Annotated in this window: 17 protein-coding genes; 13 read left to right on the top strand and 4 right to left on the bottom strand. The window is 58.0% G+C overall.

Annotated elements, in window-relative coordinates; translation table 11 throughout:
* Nucleotides 1–42: 42 nt before the first annotated feature.
* Nucleotides 43–2649, bottom strand: coding sequence for a heavy metal translocating P-type ATPase (locus tag DJ70_RS01885; RefSeq protein WP_004048645.1), 2607 nt, complete (start codon nucleotides 2647–2649; stop codon nucleotides 43–45).
* A gap of 94 nt (nucleotides 2650–2743) precedes the next feature.
* Nucleotides 2744–3334 carry an AsnC family transcriptional regulator gene (locus DJ70_RS01880; RefSeq protein ID WP_080505591.1) on the bottom strand — a complete coding sequence of 197 codons (591 nt, stop codon included), beginning with the start codon at nucleotides 3332–3334 and terminating at the stop codon, nucleotides 2744–2746.
* A 134-nt stretch (nucleotides 3335–3468) separates the two neighbouring features.
* Between DJ70_RS01880 and DJ70_RS01875 the strand changes: the two genes are divergently transcribed.
* Nucleotides 3469–3666 (top strand): heavy-metal-associated domain-containing protein, encoded by a 198-nt coding sequence (locus DJ70_RS01875; RefSeq protein WP_080505595.1) that lies wholly within the window; start codon nucleotides 3469–3471, stop codon nucleotides 3664–3666.
* A gap of 54 nt (nucleotides 3667–3720) precedes the next feature.
* On the opposite strand, the gene DJ70_RS01870 is transcribed toward DJ70_RS01875, so the two are convergent.
* Nucleotides 3721–4236 (bottom strand): S16 family serine protease, encoded by a 516-nt coding sequence (locus DJ70_RS01870; RefSeq protein ID WP_160163143.1) that lies wholly within the window; start codon nucleotides 4234–4236, stop codon nucleotides 3721–3723.
* A gap of 399 nt (nucleotides 4237–4635) precedes the next feature.
* Here DJ70_RS01870 and DJ70_RS01865 point away from each other — a divergent pair, with 399 nt between their 5' ends.
* Nucleotides 4636–5169 carry a hypothetical protein gene (locus DJ70_RS01865; protein WP_123624173.1) on the top strand — a complete coding sequence of 178 codons (534 nt, stop codon included), beginning with the start codon at nucleotides 4636–4638 and terminating at the stop codon, nucleotides 5167–5169.
* Nucleotides 5170–5225: 56 nt separating this feature from the next.
* Here the strand turns inward: DJ70_RS01865 and DJ70_RS01860 are convergent, their stop codons facing one another.
* Nucleotides 5226–5894: a cupredoxin domain-containing protein gene (locus DJ70_RS01860; protein WP_080505589.1), complete on the bottom strand. Its 669-nt coding sequence runs from the start codon at nucleotides 5892–5894 to the stop codon at nucleotides 5226–5228.
* Nucleotides 5895–6025: 131 nt separating this feature from the next.
* On the opposite strand from DJ70_RS01860, the gene DJ70_RS01855 reads away from it, so the two are divergent.
* From DJ70_RS01855 to DJ70_RS01805, 11 genes are all read left to right on the top strand, one after another.
* On the top strand, nucleotides 6026–6376 hold the full coding sequence (locus DJ70_RS01855; protein ID WP_004048640.1) for an ArsR/SmtB family transcription factor: 351 nt from the start codon (nucleotides 6026–6028) through the stop codon (nucleotides 6374–6376).
* Nucleotides 6377–6378: 2 nt separating this feature from the next.
* Entirely contained in the window at nucleotides 6379–6678 is a 300-nt protein-coding gene (locus tag DJ70_RS01850; RefSeq protein WP_094529642.1) for a DUF7521 family protein, read from the top strand.
* Complete coding sequence (locus tag DJ70_RS18090) at nucleotides 6675–6950, top strand: DUF7521 family protein (RefSeq protein WP_049909249.1); 276 nt, start codon at nucleotides 6675–6677, stop codon at nucleotides 6948–6950. Before DJ70_RS01850 ends, DJ70_RS18090 begins: the two co-directional genes overlap by 4 nt.
* A gap of 96 nt (nucleotides 6951–7046) precedes the next feature.
* Complete coding sequence (gene acnA, locus DJ70_RS01840; RefSeq protein WP_094529640.1) at nucleotides 7047–9827, top strand: aconitate hydratase AcnA; 2781 nt, start codon at nucleotides 7047–7049, stop codon at nucleotides 9825–9827.
* Nucleotides 9828–9946: 119 nt separating this feature from the next.
* Complete coding sequence (locus DJ70_RS01835) at nucleotides 9947–10342, top strand: hypothetical protein (protein ID WP_080505588.1); 396 nt, start codon at nucleotides 9947–9949, stop codon at nucleotides 10340–10342.
* Between the two features lie 227 nt (nucleotides 10343–10569).
* Nucleotides 10570–12585: a copper-translocating P-type ATPase gene (locus DJ70_RS01830; RefSeq protein ID WP_094529652.1), complete on the top strand. Its 2016-nt coding sequence runs from the start codon at nucleotides 10570–10572 to the stop codon at nucleotides 12583–12585.
* A 403-nt stretch (nucleotides 12586–12988) separates the two neighbouring features.
* Entirely contained in the window at nucleotides 12989–14575 is a 1587-nt protein-coding gene (locus tag DJ70_RS01825) for a transposase (protein ID WP_094529638.1), read from the top strand.
* 501 nt (nucleotides 14576–15076) lie between these two features.
* Nucleotides 15077–15658, top strand: a complete 582-nt coding sequence (locus DJ70_RS01820) for a DUF7342 family protein (RefSeq protein ID WP_094529636.1) — start codon at nucleotides 15077–15079, stop codon at nucleotides 15656–15658.
* 3 nt (nucleotides 15659–15661) lie between these two features.
* Complete coding sequence (locus tag DJ70_RS01815; protein WP_094529634.1) at nucleotides 15662–16123, top strand: hypothetical protein; 462 nt, start codon at nucleotides 15662–15664, stop codon at nucleotides 16121–16123.
* Entirely contained in the window at nucleotides 16120–17349 is a 1230-nt protein-coding gene (locus DJ70_RS01810) for a phage integrase SAM-like domain-containing protein (protein ID WP_094529632.1), read from the top strand. Before DJ70_RS01815 ends, DJ70_RS01810 begins: the two co-directional genes overlap by 4 nt.
* A gap of 67 nt (nucleotides 17350–17416) precedes the next feature.
* A complete protein-coding gene (locus DJ70_RS01805; RefSeq protein WP_094529630.1) occupies nucleotides 17417–17845 on the top strand; it encodes a universal stress protein in 429 nt (142 codons plus the stop codon).
* Nucleotides 17846–17874 lie beyond the last annotated feature (29 nt).

The following is a 17874-nucleotide window of genomic DNA, read 5'->3' as shown; positions in this document are numbered from 1 at the left end:
CCGTTTGGCGGGAAATATTCGACATTGAGATAGAGGCGACGGTTAGCGAAGGAACCCGAAGAGCTTGTAGTCGTGATCGGGGGTGTACCGCCGGAACAACAGGCTGTTCGTCAGCACCGACACCGACGAGAACGCCATTGCTGCTGCAGCGAGCACCGGCTGGAGCAGCCCGAGCGACGCGAGGGGAATCATCGCGGTATTGTATCCGAGCGCCCACACGAGGTTCTGCTTGATCTTCTGGAGTGTCGCGTCCGAGATTCGGATCGCCTTCACCACGTCGAGCGGGTCGTCGCGCATCAGCGTAAGGTCTGCAGCCTCGATGGCCACGTCCGTGCCGGAGCCGATGGCTGTCCCCACGTGCGCGACCGCGAGCGCGGGGGCGTCGTTGACGCCGTCTCCGACCATCATCGCCTGACGGCCCTCGTCTTGAATACTGTCGACCGCGTTAGACTTGTCTTCGGGAAGGACCCCTGCTCGGACATTCTCCGGGTCGATACCCACCTGTTTGGCGACCGCACGAGCAGTTCGCTCGTTGTCGCCCGTAATCATCATTACGTCGACTCCCCGCTCTTGGAGGGCTGTAACGGCCTGCTTGGAGCTCTCTTTGATTGTGTCGGCGTCAGCCACTACACCAACCAGTTTGCCCTCGGAAGCGACAAGCATCGCCGTCTTCCCCTCGTTTTCGAGGCGTTCCATCGTCTCCTCGGCGGGTGACGGGTCGATGTCGTTGTCTCGCAGCAACTTGCGGTTGCCGACCAGTACCTCGTTGTCACCAACAACCGCTTTGATCCCGTGACCAGGAACGTTCTCGAAGTCGTCGGGCTCAGTCACGTCCAGCCCGCGTTCTTCAGCCCCGTCGACGATTGCCCGCGCGAGCGGGTGTTCGCTTCCGCTTTCTGCTATCGCCGCCAGCCGCAGCACGTTGTCCTCGGAGAGGCGCTCACGAGTGCTGATCTGTCCACCATCTGGCGTCGGCTCGCCACCGTCAGTCACTGCATTTCCATCGCTATCGAAGACGACCACATCGGTCAATTCCATTTCACCCTCCGTGAGGGTGCCCGTCTTGTCGAAGACGACCGTGTCGACGTCTTTTGCGCGTTCGAGGATGTCACCGCCCTTGAACAGGACGCCGTTCTGGGCACCAATCGTCGTCCCGACCATCGTGGCTGCGGGCGTCGCCAGCCCCAGCGCACAGGGACAGGCGATGAGGATCGAGGACGCGAAGACAATAATCGCGAACTCGAAGACGGAAACGGTCCCACCGACCGGGGCCGGGCCGCCAGCGACCTGACCCCACAGCGGGAGCCAGTCGACGAAGCCAGCCAGTACCTCCGGGAACAGGAACCAAACAATGCCCCAGAGGAGAGCGTTCGCGATGACCGCAGGCACGAAGTACGCGGAGATACGGTCCGCGAGGTTCTGGATGTCGGGCTGGCGCGACTGCGCCTCCTTGACAGTCTGAACGATCTGTTGAAGAGCCGTATCTTCTCCGACCTTTGTCGCCTCCACGACAAGGACGCCGTTCTCGTTAATCGTCGAGCCGACGACCTCATCGCCCTCTTCCTTCTCTACAGGGACGGATTCACCAGTGACCATCGACTCGTCGACGGCGGACTGACCGTCGACAACGACGCCGTCTGTGGGAACCTTTTCACCCGGACGGATTTTCATCCGGTCACCCGTTGTGACTTCTTCGAGCGGAACTTCTTCTTCACTGCCGTCCTCGCGGATAATGGTCGCCGTCTCGGCTTCCATTTCGAGGAGCTTCCGGAGGGCCTCGCCCGCTTGCCCCTTCGACCGAGCTTCGAGGTAGTTACCGAGCGTAATGAACACGAGGATGAGCGCTGCCGTGTCGAAGTAGAGCCCACCTGCAATGAGTTCAGACAGGACTGCCACGGAGTAGAGATAGGCGGTTGTTGAACCGATTGCGATTAACACGTCCATATTGGCGCGGCCGTTTTTCACGATCGCCTTGTACGAGTTCTTATAGAACGGCCAGCCGAGGATCGCCTGCACCGGTGTGGCGAGGAGGAACTCGAGCCACCCGATTTCAACGCCGAAGACGGCATCAGGGACGATCGCGCCACCGAGCAGAAATTTGTCGATGAGGAAGAAGAGCAACGGAGCCGACAACACTGCCCCAAAGAGGGTCAGTCTGAGTTGCTTTTGGGTCTCAGCCTGTCGTGCGGCATCTCGTGCGTCTTGGCCCGACTCGTCGTCATCACCATCTTCGCGGACGGGCGAGTAGCCAGCGTCCTCAATAGCATCATACAGCGTATTGAGAGACACCTCTGCCGGATTGTAGGTGACCTGCGCTTCGTCAGTCGCGTAGTTGACTTCGGCGGTGACGACACCCGGTGTATTCTCGAGAGCAGTTTTGTTGGTCTCGGCGCAATTGGCACACGTCATATCGGAGATGGCAATAGACACCGTCTCCGAGACTATGCCGTAGCCCGCCTCATCGATCGCTTCATAGATTTCCTGGAGTGATACCTCATCGGGATCGTAGGTCACGGATCCCTCGTCGGTGGCGAAGTTCGCATCCGCCTTCGATACCCCGTCAAGGGATTCAAGGGTGTCCTGGATCGTTCCTGAACAGTTGGCACAGGACATCCCCGTAATATCGAGATGGGTTGTTCGGCTTGTCATGCTCATCTTACTATACGGGGTCTATGTTTAGGCGGTTTACTGTTTCGAGAAGGTGGTTATTGACACCAAGAAAATTTGGAATCCAAAGAGCGTACTATACACCCTCTTCGAGCCGCTGATAGCGGTCTTCAAACCGTGCGAGACAAGATGGGCAACAGAAGTGATAGATCTCGCCATCGATGCGCGTCGTCTCACCTTCATTGTCGACGGTATTGTTACATTCAGTGCAGGTGAGAGCAAATTCGACGCCGTCGATCGAAGGCGTCCATTCAGCTTCGTCGATCAAGGTGACTGAATATCCAGACATCCCAAGCCCATCAAACAGACTGTCTACCCACTGACGGACGTTCTGTGCCTCAACGCGGGCATAGAACCAGAGATCGCCTTCTGAGGTCGTGAAGACGTGTTCGATGCCGTCCGATTCCCGGACTCGCGTACGGGCCTCCTCGAGTGATTCCGGTTCGATTTCTGTTTGAATGAATACTGGAACACCGGCCCGAAGGTGCGCCCGGTTTACATCGATCGTGAAATTGTTGATAATATCTGCTTCCTGTAATCGTTGGACTCGATCGGAAACAGCTGGCCCGGACAAATCAACTTCTTCGCCGATGGCGCTAAATGGACGACGGGCGTTTTCGGCTAGTAACGAGAGAATCTCCAGATCTGTTTCGTCTAGGTTGCGCATACAATAGCGTCGCACCGCAGGATACATTATTGTTTCTCAAAATAAACCTTTGAGAGTGCGATTTTGAACTCAGAATGACTTTGGATTCTAAGCAGAAAAGCACATAGAATAGGGGGCCCTAATCATGTATGGATATGAGTCAGACCATCTCGGTCGAAGGAATGACCTGTGAACACTGTGAGCAAACTGTAGAGGAAGCACTCAAAGAAGTCGACGGAGTCACATCGGCGACTGCGGATCGGGACTCGGAATCCGCGACAGTCGAAGGAACAGCTGAATCAGATGACCTCGTGACTGTGGTCGAAGACGCCGGGTACGACGCCTCTACGTAAGCTATCACGTCACGACAGAAGGCGAGCGACGCCCCATCGTAGCGTATCTCGCCTTCACTGCTCCGAACGTTGAGTTTGTGCCAAGTGGCTAAGTGCGTCTGAGATCGATTCAACGGGTGTCACGCGTAATCCCTCGATAGTTACATCTGAATCGGTATCGCTGGGAACAATCAATTCGGTCGCTCCGAACGCCCGGGCACTCCGGGCCTTTGCTTTGATTCCGCCAACCGGGAGCAGCTTGCCATCGTCGGCAACGATTCCAGTGATGAGGGTTTCAGACGACAGCGACTGCTGGCGAAGACTGGCAATAAAAGCAACCGTAAGGCCGGCTTCCCAGCTTTTTCCACGGAGTGTAAGAGTGCCCGTCTCAGGTGAGACGAATGATACGTGCGTAGCCGTATCTCCAAGTGAACGACCAGTAAGACGGGTAGCAGTTTGTCTCGCCTCATCCAGTGCACGCTGGAGGTCGTGGCGGATCTCGATACCGTTCAGATTGACAAACAGCTCACCGTTGCCATCAGAAAACTCGAAATTGGTCGCGATAATGAGACCCGAGTTAGCTGCATCCACTGCCGGAAGATGGAACTGTGTGTCCGGGAGAGAGGCCGCCCCGCCTGCCAGTGTCGCTAGTGACTGGAAATCGGTATCTGACCGCGTGAGAGCGACTGCTCCACCGGCACCGCCTATCGATCCGAGACCCAGTCCGGCAAGAAATTCTCTCCGCGAAAGGAGGTCTCGCTCGATGCGAGAGACGATGTCGTCACTTGAGTCAGACGTGGATGCGGACGTTGTCTCTCGTTCGGTAGGTGGCATACTCTGGGAGTGTTTCGTGGGTAGTGATGGTACTATGTTACTTGGTAACGATTGTGAATATATAAGAATGGTGTCGGTCAGAAATTCGGCGCAAAAACGAGTATTCCCGTGTTAGATTCCACACGACTATCTTGACGCATCCCCAATTAGTCAGCCGTGTCCACCAGGTACCGCTCTCTCTTCGCACTTGTGGCGATCAGTGCTGTAGTGACAGGTGTCGGTGTCTGGATCGCGTATCAGGTTGAGCTTGTACTCCTACCGGCTACGACCTCTCGCACCGGAATACTTCTTGTCGGTTTTATCGAGGAAACGTTCGTCCGACTGCTTCCGTTGATCGTAGTCTTCTATTTCTGGAGCTACTGGCGAAGCCAACTACTCTCGAAAACGGAGGGGATCTTGGCGACCGCCGCATCCGGGATCACTGTTGGGGGGCTGGAACTAATCTTCAAACTCGAATACTTGTCCCGGCTTGAAGCCACCGCCAGATTCGATGCGATGGTTGTCCCGATACTACTCGTGTATCTTCCATTCGCATTGGTAGCCGGTCGGTTCGTGTATGCCCTCGGTGAGCGTATTCACGGATCCGACACGATTGGCCTGCCATCACTGCCTCGAAGAACTCTTCTCTTCCTTTTGGGAGGGTATCTCACCCTCGCAATAGCACACGCTATGTATAACCTACTGGTATGACTCCTTAAACCGCGTCCGGCAGCGATAGAAAAGATGCCGGGAGCGTTCGTCAGCAATTAGTGGTCATCGCCAAGTGCACTCGAAACCATTCCGTTCAGTTCGGTGAGCTTCTCTCGGACAGTATCTGGTTTCTCCTCGGGTGGCTCTTCGAGCGCGATCTGTTCATGTGGATCTGGGTCGCCGACGATGACGCTCCCGAGCATACCGACCGTCTCGTGGGGCGTACAGTAGTAGTGGTAGACGCCCTCGGTCTCGAAAGTGTGCTCGAACGTCGCTCCTTCCTCCGAGCGGAGACCACTATCCCATGCTGCAGCACCATCGGGAACGAGCTGGGGTTGGTCGTTGTCTGGATGGTAGGCCGTCGCGGAGTGACTGCCGCTCTCGTTAGTCCACGTTACCGTCCCACCGACATTGACGCGGACGACGTGCGGTTCGAAGTGATATCCTCCGTCTTCGGTGACCATCGCCACCTCAGCTGTATCGCTCGGTTCCTCGACGGCTTCATCGTGACCTTCCTCGTCGTCATGCCCCGATTCTCCTTCGCTACTGTTCTCTCCTTCGTCATGCCCCGACCCGCCTCCGTCTTCGGTAGATCCCGCAGTGCTTTCGGCCCCACTATCACTGCCGTCTGATTCCGATCCAGTACATCCTGCGAGTCCAATAACCGCTGTACCACCAGTTAACTGGAGCACTCGCCGCCGGGTGAGTCCTGAATTGGTTGTCATAGCGTAGGTCACCTCACAGGTGAGAATACGAGGGGTGGGAAAATAGACGGGTGAGCTGTTTTGCGTGCGACGCAAAACTGGTCGTTACATACGTTTCGGCAGGGCATTAACTTGTATTGCGAGGAACAGCTGTGTCCACGGACCATCGCGCTGACGAGCTATTAGACCTCCTCGGGGAGGAACGGGTTCGTCAGATTCTGGCCGCGACGAGCCGGGACCCCCTCTCAGCGAAGGAACTGAGCGAGGAATGCGACGTTGCCCTCTCAACGATTTACCGCCGGGTCGAAGATATGGTCGCTAATGATCTGCTCGTCGAACAAACACAGATTGAGACTGACGGGAGCCATCATAGCGTGTACGAAGCAAACGTTGACCACGTCGATGTCGACATCGAAGATGGAACGATCGACATCAAGATGGACGTTCGTGAGGACGCCGCGCAGCGGTTCTCGCGTATCTGGGGCGACATCCGAGACACCTAACCATGCACACCGCACTCGTCATTGCAAAGCTCATCGCAGTCGGACTAGGGCTGTCGATAACGTATCAAGCGTATCGTGGATACAGGGTCTACGGTAGCGAACCAATGCTGTACGTCGCTATCGGATTCCTATTCATCAGCGTCGGGTCCGTAATCGAAGGCATTCTCTTCGACGTGGTTGGGTTGTCCATCTTCGTTGCTGGGACCATCCAGACTACACTTGTCGCGGCAGGTATGCTCATTATCCTTTATTCGCTACACGGACAAATGTCCCAGCCAACACAGGGGGGCGATGAATCGTGACTACTGGATGGGAAGTCACGCTAATTGGAGTCCGTGTCTTTCTCCTCTTCTTGGGTATGGCGACGACAGCGATCAGCTTTCGCGCGTATCGTCAGGAACGGACTCGATACCTACGTGACGCAACGATCGGCTTCGGGTTCATGACGCTCGGTGTCCTCATAGAAGGTTTTCTCTACCAGCTCACAGCATTAACGCTCACGCAGGTGCATGTTGCCGAATCCGCTGCGTTGGCGTGTGGGTTTGCCGTCCTCCTCTGGTCTTTCATTCGGTGAGTTCTGAAACGCCGTCACAGTATTCAGGATCCCGATTCCCATCGGAATGAATTCGGAGGGAGATTAATATCGCTCCCGAGCACATATTCAGATACTATGACTGACACACTCCCGTTCGATGCCGTCCGCGAACTTGACGTCGACGGGACGACGTACAAGATGGCTGACCTTCGAGCACTCGAAGAACATGGACTCTGTGAACTCGACACGCTCCCGGTGAGTATCCGTATCCTCCTCGAATCGGTGCTCCGAAACGTCGACGGCGAAACCATCACCGCGTCAGACGTCAGAAATGCTGCTGGCTGGGAGCCGGACGTTCCGGACGCAGAGGTGCCGTTCTCTCCGTCACGGGTGGTCCTACAGGACCTTACCGGCGTGCCCGCAGTGGTCGACCTAGCAGCCCTCCGCTCCGAAGTCGATCGCAAAGACCGCGACCCCACTCTGGTCCAACCGGAGATCCCTATTGATCTCGTGATCGACCACAGCGTCCAAGTCGACTACTTCGACTCCGAGGACGCCTACGAGAAGAACGTCGAACTGGAGTACGAGCGCAACGCCGAGCGGTATCGCGCGATCAAGTGGGCGCAAAACGCCTTCGAGGACTTCAACGTCGTCCCGCCGGGAACCGGGATCGTTCATCAGGTAAATCTCGAACATCTCGGCCGTGTCGTTCACGCCCGCGAACAAGATGACAAGAACTGGCTTCTGCCGGACACACTCGTCGGCACGGACAGCCACACCCCGATGATCGGCGGTATCGGTGTCGTCGGCTGGGGCGTCGGGGGTATCGAAGCGGAAGCAGCGATGCTCGGCCAACCGATTACGATGAAACTCCCCGAGGTGGTCGGCGTTCGTCTCGAAGGCGAGTTACCCGAAGGCGCGACGGCAACGGATCTCGTGCTTCACATCACCGAACAACTCCGCGAGGTCGGCGTCGTCGACCGGTTCGTCGAATTCTTCGGGCCCGGTGTACAGAACCTTACTGTCCCGGACCGGGCAACGATCGCTAATATGGCACCCGAACAGGGGTCGACGATCAGTATGTTCCCGGTCGACGATCAGACGCTCGAGTATCTCGAACTCACCGGGCGCGACCCTGAACACATCGACCTCGTCCGCGAGTACCTCGAATCCCAAGGCCTGTTCGGGAAACAGGAACCGGAGTACACCGAGGTCGTCGAGTTCGATCTCTCAACTGTCGAACCGAGTCTGGCCGGACACAAGCGACCACAGGACCGAATCCCGATGGGGGACGTAAAACAGAGCTTCCGAGGACTTCTCCACGGGGAGTTCAAGCACGACCTCAACGATGTCGATGAAGAGGCCTTACAGCGGTGGCTCGGTGAGGGGGGTGTAGCCGACGCAGAGACTGATGGCGGCGCTCAAGTCGAGGCCGAGTCCGAACTGCACCCGTTAACCAAACGCGTTGAGGTCGACCTCGACGGTGAAACGGTCGAAATCGGTCACGGTGATGTCCTGGTTAGTGCCATCACGAGCTGTACGAACACCTCAAACCCGTCGGTGATGATCGCCGCTGGTCTGCTCGCCCAGAACGCCGTCGAAAAAGGCCTGGACGTCCCGCCGTACGTCAAGACGAGCCTCGCACCGGGCAGCCGCGTCGTCACGCAGTATCTCGAAGAATCAGGGCTGCTTCCGTATCTCGAAGAGCTCGGGTATGCCGTCGTTGGCTACGGTTGTACCACCTGTATCGGTAACGCCGGACCACTTCCGGACTCCATCGAGCAGGCGATCGACGACCACGACCTCTGGACGACGAGTGTCCTCTCGGGGAACCGCAATTTCGAGGCGCGTATTCACCCGAAAGTCCGAGCGAACTACCTCGCGAGCCCACCGCTTGTGGTCGCCTACGGGCTCGCAGGGCGGATGGACATCGACCTCGAGAACGAGCCGCTGGGCACTGACGCTGAGGGTGACCCAGTCTATCTGGCGGACATCTGGCCGGACGCAGCCGACGTGCAGGCAGCAATCCACGAGAACGTCTCCCCGGAGATGTTCGAGGAGAAGTATGCCTCCGTGTACGAGGGTGACGAGCGGTGGGCTGCTCTCGACGCGCCAAGTGGTGACGTCTACGAGTGGGACGACGACTCGACGTACATCCGAGAGCCGCCGTTCTTCCAAGACTTTCCCCTCAAGAAACCCGGCGTCGCCGATATCGAGGACGCACGCTGCCTGCTGACGCTCGGCGATACCGTTACGACCGACCACATCAGCCCTGCTGGCCCATTCGGATCTGACCTCCCTGCCGGCCAGTGGCTGCTCAATCACGGCGTCGAGCCCCACGAGTTCAACACGTACGGCGCGCGCCGGGGCAACCACGAGGTGATGATGCGAGGGACGTTCGCCAACGTCCGCATCGAGAATGAGATGCTCGACAATATCGAGGGTGGCTATACGATCCACCACCCAACCGACGAGCAGACGACCGTGTTCGAAGCCAGCCAGCGCTACCGCGAGGAGGGCACCCCACTCATCGTGATGGCGGGCGAGGAGCTCGGAACCGGGTCGAGTCGTGACTGGGCAGCGAAAGGAACGGACCTACTCGGTGTCCGCGCAACCATCGGCGAGAGTTACGAGCGCATCTACCGCGACAACCTCGTCGGGATGGGTGTTCTCCCCTTACAGTTCGATGACGGCGACTCATGGGAATCTCTCGGACTGGACGGGTCGGAGGTCTTCACAATTCACGGTCTCGATGACGGTCTCGACGTGGTAGATGAATTGACAGTTATCGCCGAGCGCGAGGACGGTTCGACTGTCGAGTTCCCGGTCACGGCACAGGTCGGTACGCCGGCCGCCGTGACCTATATCGAACACGGCGGCATCCTCCACTACGTCCTTAGACAGCTACTCACGTAGTAACTCTGCATCTTCGTCTATTCTGTATAATTGGACTTCTGAATACTGCGTTCCGGCTCCGTTCTCGGACGTGTAGATTTGTGGAGAATATTAAATCCGAATAGGTCGTACCGTAGCGTATGATACGGATACTTATCGGCGTCCTCGGAGCTGTTACTACATTGTTCCCGGACAAGATAGTTGCGCTCTTTGAGAAACATGCGATCACTAATCCCAGTGAAGGCACCCTAAGGAAATGGGTAAACCCAGCTATACGATCAGAAGGAATTCTGATAGTCGTGATCTCCCTACTTGGTAGCCGATTGTATGCGTGGATGATGAATCTCACCGGGGCGTTCGGTGCAGCTGTCCTCATGTTTCCCGACCTGTATCGCAAGTTTGCTTCCACGGTCCTCTATGAGCGCCCAGATGCTATCGAATGGAACGAGCAATTCACGACAGGTGTACGAGTTATCGGCGCAGTATACGTTTTTCTGGGGGCAAAAACTTACAGAGACCGCCACAAGGAGACGTAGGATCATCCCCGACCACATCTGTCTCGCGAATGTTCGGTAGATGCCAGCCTGTTCAGAGGGCGTGTCAACTCACAGTAGCCTCCACGTTGAAGCATCCTCGGTTCAATTGCTCGGTAATGGACGATAAATCCCAAAGGGAGGCCGACGAAGCAGACCACGGCCCACACAGTCAGCATGATGGGCACGACGGACACGACGGACACGACGGACACGACGACCACGGTGGGATGCACGAAGGCCACGAGCAAATGTTCCGGCGGCGCTTCTTCGTCTCGACGCTCCTGTCGATTCCGGTCCTCCTGTACAGCGAAATGCTGCAGGAGTGGCTCGGGTTCTCCGTTCCCGCGTTCCCGGGTAGCGAGTGGATTAACCCCGCCTTCGCGGTCATCGTCTTCGCGTACGGTGGGGTGCCGTTCCTCCAGATGGCGGTCCCGGAGCTGAAAGACCGGTCGCCGGGAATGATGACGCTCATCTCGATGGCGATCACGGTCGCATTTGTCTACAGCCTCGCCAGCGTGGTCTTCCCGACACAGTCGGCGTTCTTCTGGGAGCTCGTGACGCTGATCGACATCATGCTGCTGGGCCACTGGATCGAAATGCGGTCCGTACGACGTGCCTCGAGCGCGGTCGACGAGCTGGCGAAGCTGATGCCCGATACCGCCGAGCGGATCAGCGACGACGGTGACACCGAGGAAGTCCCGGTGAGTGAACTCTCCGAGGGCGACCTCGTACTCGTTCGACCGGGCGCGAGTGTTCCTGCTGACGGCATCGTTGAAGAGGGTGATTCGGACGTCGAGGAGTCGATGATCACGGGCGAGTCGAAACCAGTTTCTAAGAAACCCGGGGATGAGGTCATCGGCGGGACGATCAACGGCGACGGCAGTCTCCGCATACGTGTCGGTGCAACGGGCGAGGAGACGACACTCGCAGGTATCATGCGACTCGTCGAGGAAGCCCAACAGAGCAAGTCCAAAACGCAGGTGCTGGCCGACAGAGCGGCTGGCTGGCTGTTCTACGTTGCCCTCGGGGCAGCAGTCGTGACAGCAATCGCGTGGACCATCGCGGTCTCGTTCAACGCGACTGTCATCGAGCGTGTCGTCACGGTACTCGTCATCGCCTGCCCGCACGCGCTCGGGCTTGCCATCCCGCTGGTTGTCGCCATCAATACGTCACTCGCGGCTCGCAACGGAATGCTCGTCCGCGACCGGATTGCGATGGAAGAGGCACGAAATCTGGACGCCATCATTTTCGACAAGACGGGGACGCTCACCGAAGGCGAACACGGCGTCGTCGATATGGCGACCGTCGACGGCGTCGACGAGGACGACGCACTCACGCTGGCGGCGGGTGTCGAGAGCGACTCCGAACACATGATCGCTCGAGCTATCCGCGAGGCCGCCAACGATCAGGACCTCACCGCGCCTGACGCGACCGACTTCGAGGCGATCAAAGGCCGGGGCGTCCGCGCGAACGTCGACGGAAATGAGGTGTACGTCGGCGGGCCGAACCTGTTGACCCAGCTCGATAGCAAGATCCCCGCCCATCTCCAGCGTTTCGCTGACGAGGCGGGACAGAACGCTCAAACGGTGGTGTATCTCGTTCGTGACAGTGAGTTGATCGCCGCGTTCGCGATGGCCGACGTAATCCGTGAAGAGAGTTTCCGCGTCGTTGACGCCCTCCACGATCTGGGCATCGAGGTGGCGATGCTGACTGGGGACTCCCAAGACGTCGCCAACGCTGTCGCCGACGAACTGGGCATCGACACGGTGTTCGCGGAGGTCCTCCCCGAAGACAAGGACGAGAAAGTCCAGGAACTTCAGAACCAAGGGAAGCTCGTGGGGATGGTCGGCGACGGTGTGAACGATGCGCCGGCGCTGACGCGAGCCGACGTCGGTATCGCGATCGGGAGCGGTACCGACGTCGCCGTCCAGTCGGCGGATGTCATCCTCGTTCAGAACAACCCGATGGACGTGGTGCGACTCGTAAAGCTCAGCAAGGCGAGCTACCGGAAGATGCAGGAGAACATCGTCTGGGCGGCGGGGTACAACGTCTTCGCGATTCCGCTTGCAGCAGGCGTGTTGGCACCGATCGGGATTCTGCTGTCACCCGCTGTGGGTGCACTCCTGATGTCGCTGAGTACGGTTATCGTCGCCATCAACGCGCAACTGCTCCGCCGGGTGGATCTATCCATCCCCGAGCTTCCAGGAGTGACACCATCCACTAGCGCCCAAACTGCAGACTGAAACTCTGCCTGATCGCTTTAGGAGGGGTTTTTCGATTGCATACGGTTGGTATTCGGAATCAGAAAATCGGTGCAGTTTGGATAGATGGCACTCTGTAAACCGATTTAACGGGCTATAGATGCCAGTTTCCCACTCACGCCGCGCCTCTTCTTGAGAAGCTGGTTGTCCTCACACGAGTTATCTCAGCATAGTTGATTCCAGAATCTCCCGACCAGTTTCTCACCCTCAACGTCGAGCAGGGTGATTGAGTCACCATCAATGAAGGTGTTAGCTATGAGTGAACGAAGCGTAGCTGCGAGACTTACAGAGTACTTGTTTGTGCTGACCGATTCAACAGCAGCGGTTCCTGCGCAAAGAGGATGGGATCGCGCCGCTTGTGTGACTGGCTGATGGGATAGCTCACATGACTTCTCAGGAGCACCGATTGACCGACGCCTACCTTGTCGGGTTGACACTCACAGAGGCACTCAAAGCCGATCAGTCCCTCTGCACGGCTCTTCGAACTCTGGAGGGGCCGTTCGATTCGCTCAATGACGGCTACCCAGAGTGGCATCCAGCACCGCACTCGTTCGAGGGGATGGTACGCTTGTTACTCTACCGCGAACTCACTGGCGAAAGCTACCGTTCGCTCGCCCAGTATCCCGAACTCGCAGTTGTCTTCGACTTGGAGAAAATCCCCGACGAATCGGTGCTCTCGCGGACCTGGCGTAACCGGTTCGACGAGGCGACCCGGGAGTTCGTCACCACAGCCGCCCACTACGTCATCAAGGAAGTCCACGATCGCGACATCTCAGCGCCGGAGGTGCGGCCTAAGGCAGAGATCGTCGACGATGAGCAAGAAGCCGCAGACCCAGTAGAAGACAATTCCTTCTCACAGGAGGAGATCATCCAGACAACGCGGCTCGCGCGTGATCACGCCTTCGGTCACTTCGACTCTGGTCGGGCGTCGAACGCCTCGTACGAGGACACACAATTCTTTGAGCTACAGACGTTCATGGGGATGGTCCACTGTGGAACTGCGCAGGGAGCGACTCGCTTCCAATATCGCCATGGCGAAGAGTACAGCCCCCATGGTGATACCCACCTCCGCGCCGTCAAGCAGTTCGATCCCGAAGAACTCGTGAACGGATTCAACGAGACAACGGATCGCTTGCTCTCCGTGATCGCCTCAGAAGCATCCTTTCGAAGGCCGGTCACCGCGGCAATCGATATCACGACTATTCCCTACTACGGAGAGGTCGAAGGAATGCCGATGGTCAGCGGGACCAAGGACAGAGACGGTCGAGCATTCAAATTCGCAACCCTCTCGATCATCGGGCGGAACATCCCGCTCCTTCTGGCGGTTGAGCCGGTCCGAGAGAGTTCCGAGTGGGATGAGAACCCATCGAATCAGATACATCGTACTGTGCGACGGCTCGTTCAACGAGCGGAAGAACACGTTCCGATCGAGACGGTGCTGTGTGACCGGGAGTTCGATTCGATACGCGTGTTTCAGACGCTCTCAAACCTCGATGTGAACTACCTCATTCCGAAGCGGGTCTCCAGATCCGAACGGGATGTACTCGAACAAATGGACAAAGACAATCAAGAAGTGGCTGTTGAGTCGGCTTCTGTCCATGTTGAATCTGGATCGCATCCAATGCGGCTCCTGTACGTGCCGTCGACGAGTGGGGAGGGAACGGCCGTCTTCGCGACGAATCTTCGAGTTGGACCTGATGAGGCTGAGGCGTTTTGTCAGCGTTACAGCCGCCGGTGGCAGATCGAGAGCGAGTACAAGAGCATCAAGGGCGACTTTCTCGCGAAGACCTCCTCGAAAGACTACCGTGTTCGCCTGTTCTACTTCGTGTTCGCCGTGCTGTTGTACAATATCTGGCGGCTCACTGACTTTCTGCTGAAAGCGGATGTTGATAATGAGATGGACTACGCACCAGTGTTGACTGCGGGTGAGTGTGTTGAGCTCGTTGCCTCGTCGTTGATTCCACACGACTAACCCGCTGAGATCTCGCTGGGTCCGCCGCTCAAGAGTGACAACCGTATCCAGCAGCGCCAAAATCCACGCAATTTCGTACGCTCGTCTGGTAGTTCGAGAGTAATAATTCAAAATTGATCCCAGAACGCTGAAAATCACCGCGAATTGATGCTAATTCGACCTGAAACTGGTCTATCCTCCGAAACTGTGAACTTCCCGGCCCGGGATTTTGTATAGCGATATACGATATATAATTTCCTGTAGCACGGAATTCCGGCTGTAAGAGACTCCAGATGCCTGAATTCTTCCGATGGGGTGAATACAGCAAGTGGTCCTGATTACGCCGGTAATCACGACCACTTTGAAGTACCCTGCCGCCGTCGGTGAAGCACGAATGCTGCAACCGGCTCAGAAAGACGCTTCCCCCAGGGTAGAGCCGCCAAGACCACGGTTCGATTTTACTATAACTCTCCACAGCTGTGGTCGGGGCGATGGTGACAGATGAGATTCGATATAGGACGAATGACCTCAACCTATATTAAGACAAAGCACGAATGGTGTGGTATGACCGAAGACAAATCAAACTCCGAGGGCCTGATGGAGCGCCAGACCACGGGTGAAGACCGTGTGCGGATGATCGCCCGGCAGCTGTCGGAGCCGCGGACAGCCAACTGGATCGCTTCCGAAGCGGGCTGGTCACACGAGCCGACCAAACGCGTCCTTGAGCGACTCGTCGACGACGGGGTCCTCCACCGCGACGATAGCGGGACTCACACCACGTACTACCCCGATTACCGCCGCCAAGCGATGCAGGAGGCGATGCGGCTTCGAGACAGCGGACACACTGTCGAGGAACTCACGGACCGTCTCGCCGATATGAAGGCGCAGATCCGCGACTGGGAGGACGAATTCGGCGTTGAATCGCCGAACCAGCTTCGCGGGACGCTCGCGGAGGAGTCTCTTGACGCCGACGAGGAAGACCGACGCCGCGAGATTGCCCGTGAGTGGGAGCACCTTCAGCGACGTATCAAGATTGTCGGGTTTGCCATCCGCGAATGGGACTTCCTCGCTCCGATGACAGAGCCTGCTGAGGCCAGCAGCTAACGGATGTCGGTTCCACATCCAGGTGGTGACCCGAACGCAAACCTCTACGCCCAACTGAAGCGGGATGTCCTCGACAGGGTTCCTCAGATCACGACCGTCGAGTTCGTTCCCGACGATATCGAGGCCAAGCAACTGCGAGCGGTTTTCGATTCGGCCCGCCTTGAGGATCCCCCGACAGGCCCTGATTCGCCGGAACTCACCGTCAAGTGGTATCGACAGGACCCCCACGATTGGTTCCGTATCAACTACACCGACCCGAACACGGGCTTTCACGCCGGCTGGCACCAGGACGAAGACCATCCCGATCTCGGACACGCGCATTTCCAGTACTCAGCTGCCGATACGGAGGACCGCTGGGGGATCACATTCGCACACGAGTCTCCCTCCCTGATTCTCTGGGAAATCGTCGAAGAACTTCTTGAGGACGTCCGTCCGAATTACCAGTACGCGAGTGATGATTCATGACGCCCCGAGAACGCGCCGATCAATCACTCGCGAGTTCCTTCGAACGCTACCTCCAAGACAAGGGGAAAGGCCGCGGTGGCGACGGCGGGAACTACCGACGAAACGCTGCACGCGAACTCGAGCGGTTCGCCGAGTGGGCCGCCGGCGACCGCGGCGACGACGACTGGACCGGGATCGTCTCCGGCAACGTCGACCAGGAGCCCACCTTCGAGGACCTCGACGAACGCGTGTTTCGGGAGTACGCCCGCCATCTTACCGGCGATCGTGGACTCAAACAGAACACGGTACAAACCTATTATCGCTATATCTCTGCGTGGTGCGGGTGGTGTGTCAACGAGGGGTACCTCGAAGCGCATTACGCGCAGCGGGCGAGTGCGATGGCGCCGCTGCCGGAGGACGACGGCCGCAAGCCCGGCGACCAGCAGGCCTGGACGTCGGAACAACGCCACGTCCTCACCCGCCACGTCGACGAACGGGCCCGCGACGCCGTCGAGGCGTACACGACACTCCCAGAGGATACTGACCCCCTCGACAAGCAGCGAGCACGCTACGCGGCGCTGAAGGCGACTCGTGACCGGGCTCTGGTGTTCGTTCTCGCGTACACAGCTGTCCGCGTCGGCGAACTGCTCCGGGATCCGAACGACCCGCGCCGGCGCGGCGTCCGCTGGGAGGACCTCTCGCTCGACGACGGGAGCATGGACGTGTACCGGAAGAAACAGCAGTGGGACGCCGCCAGTCTTCCCGATCCGGTGATCTCGCCGCTCCGGAGCTATCGCCAGCTGATGGATCCGCCGACGGAGCGCTGGCCGGTGTTTCCGACGTTTGACCAACGGACGCTCGCAGAGCTCGTCCGGGAAGAGCTAGCCGAACGAGGGGAACGCCCAGAAGCAATCACTAAACGCCGTACGGAGTACGCTCGCGACCTGCTGCTGGCGCTCGATGTGGACATTCGGCCGCCGTCGATCACGACGGACGGCGCACGGTCGATTCTCCAACGACTCTCGGAGGCCGCGGAGATCGACATCGACCATCCGAAACACGATTATCTTGCTCCGCACGGTGGCCGTCGTGGCATGGGCGAGGTTCTGGTCCGGGCATTCGGATATACTGTGGCGGCCCGATATCTCGATAATTCTGAGGAGATGGTTCGTGAGCGGTACTCGCATATCGAGGCCGGAGAACTCGGTGACGTTGCAACAGAGGCGCTCTCAGAAATTGATGGGTAATTAACGGTACTCCCAGTGCCGAGTTTTCGGCACTACACTCTTCTCAACACCTCTCGAACTCTATCGCATGCCTGACAACATTCTCGTCGCCTTGGACGGCTCCCCGCTTGCCGAGCGTGCACTCATTTACGCACTCGAGACCTTTCCGAACGCCACGATTACCACCATTTACGTCATCAACCCGATCGATTCGGTAATCGATGTAGAGGCCGGTGGCTTGCCAGTCGCAGAGGACTGGTACGATACCGCCCAAGAGCGGGCGACCGGGATTCACACGACTGCGACGGATCTCGCGGCGGACCACGATATTGTGCTTGCTACAGTCACTGAAGTCGGGAAACCAGCGCGTGAGATTCTCGACTACGCTGCCGACAACGGCATCGACCAGATCGTTATGGGGAGCCACGGTCGGTCAGGTCTAGACCGGACGTTCCTCGGAAGTGTTGCCGAGACAGTCACTCGCCGAGCACAGATCCCGGTAACCATCATTGGATGAAAGCCTCGACTCGTGTGCCGGGATTAGGA

The sequence above is a fragment of the Halorubrum halodurans genome, from assembly GCF_002252985.1.
GTDB classification, from domain to species: Archaea; Halobacteriota; Halobacteria; order Halobacteriales; family Haloferacaceae; genus Halorubrum; species Halorubrum halodurans.
Note: the sequence above shows the minus strand (reverse complement) of the source record. Positions and strands in the feature narration are given on the sequence as shown.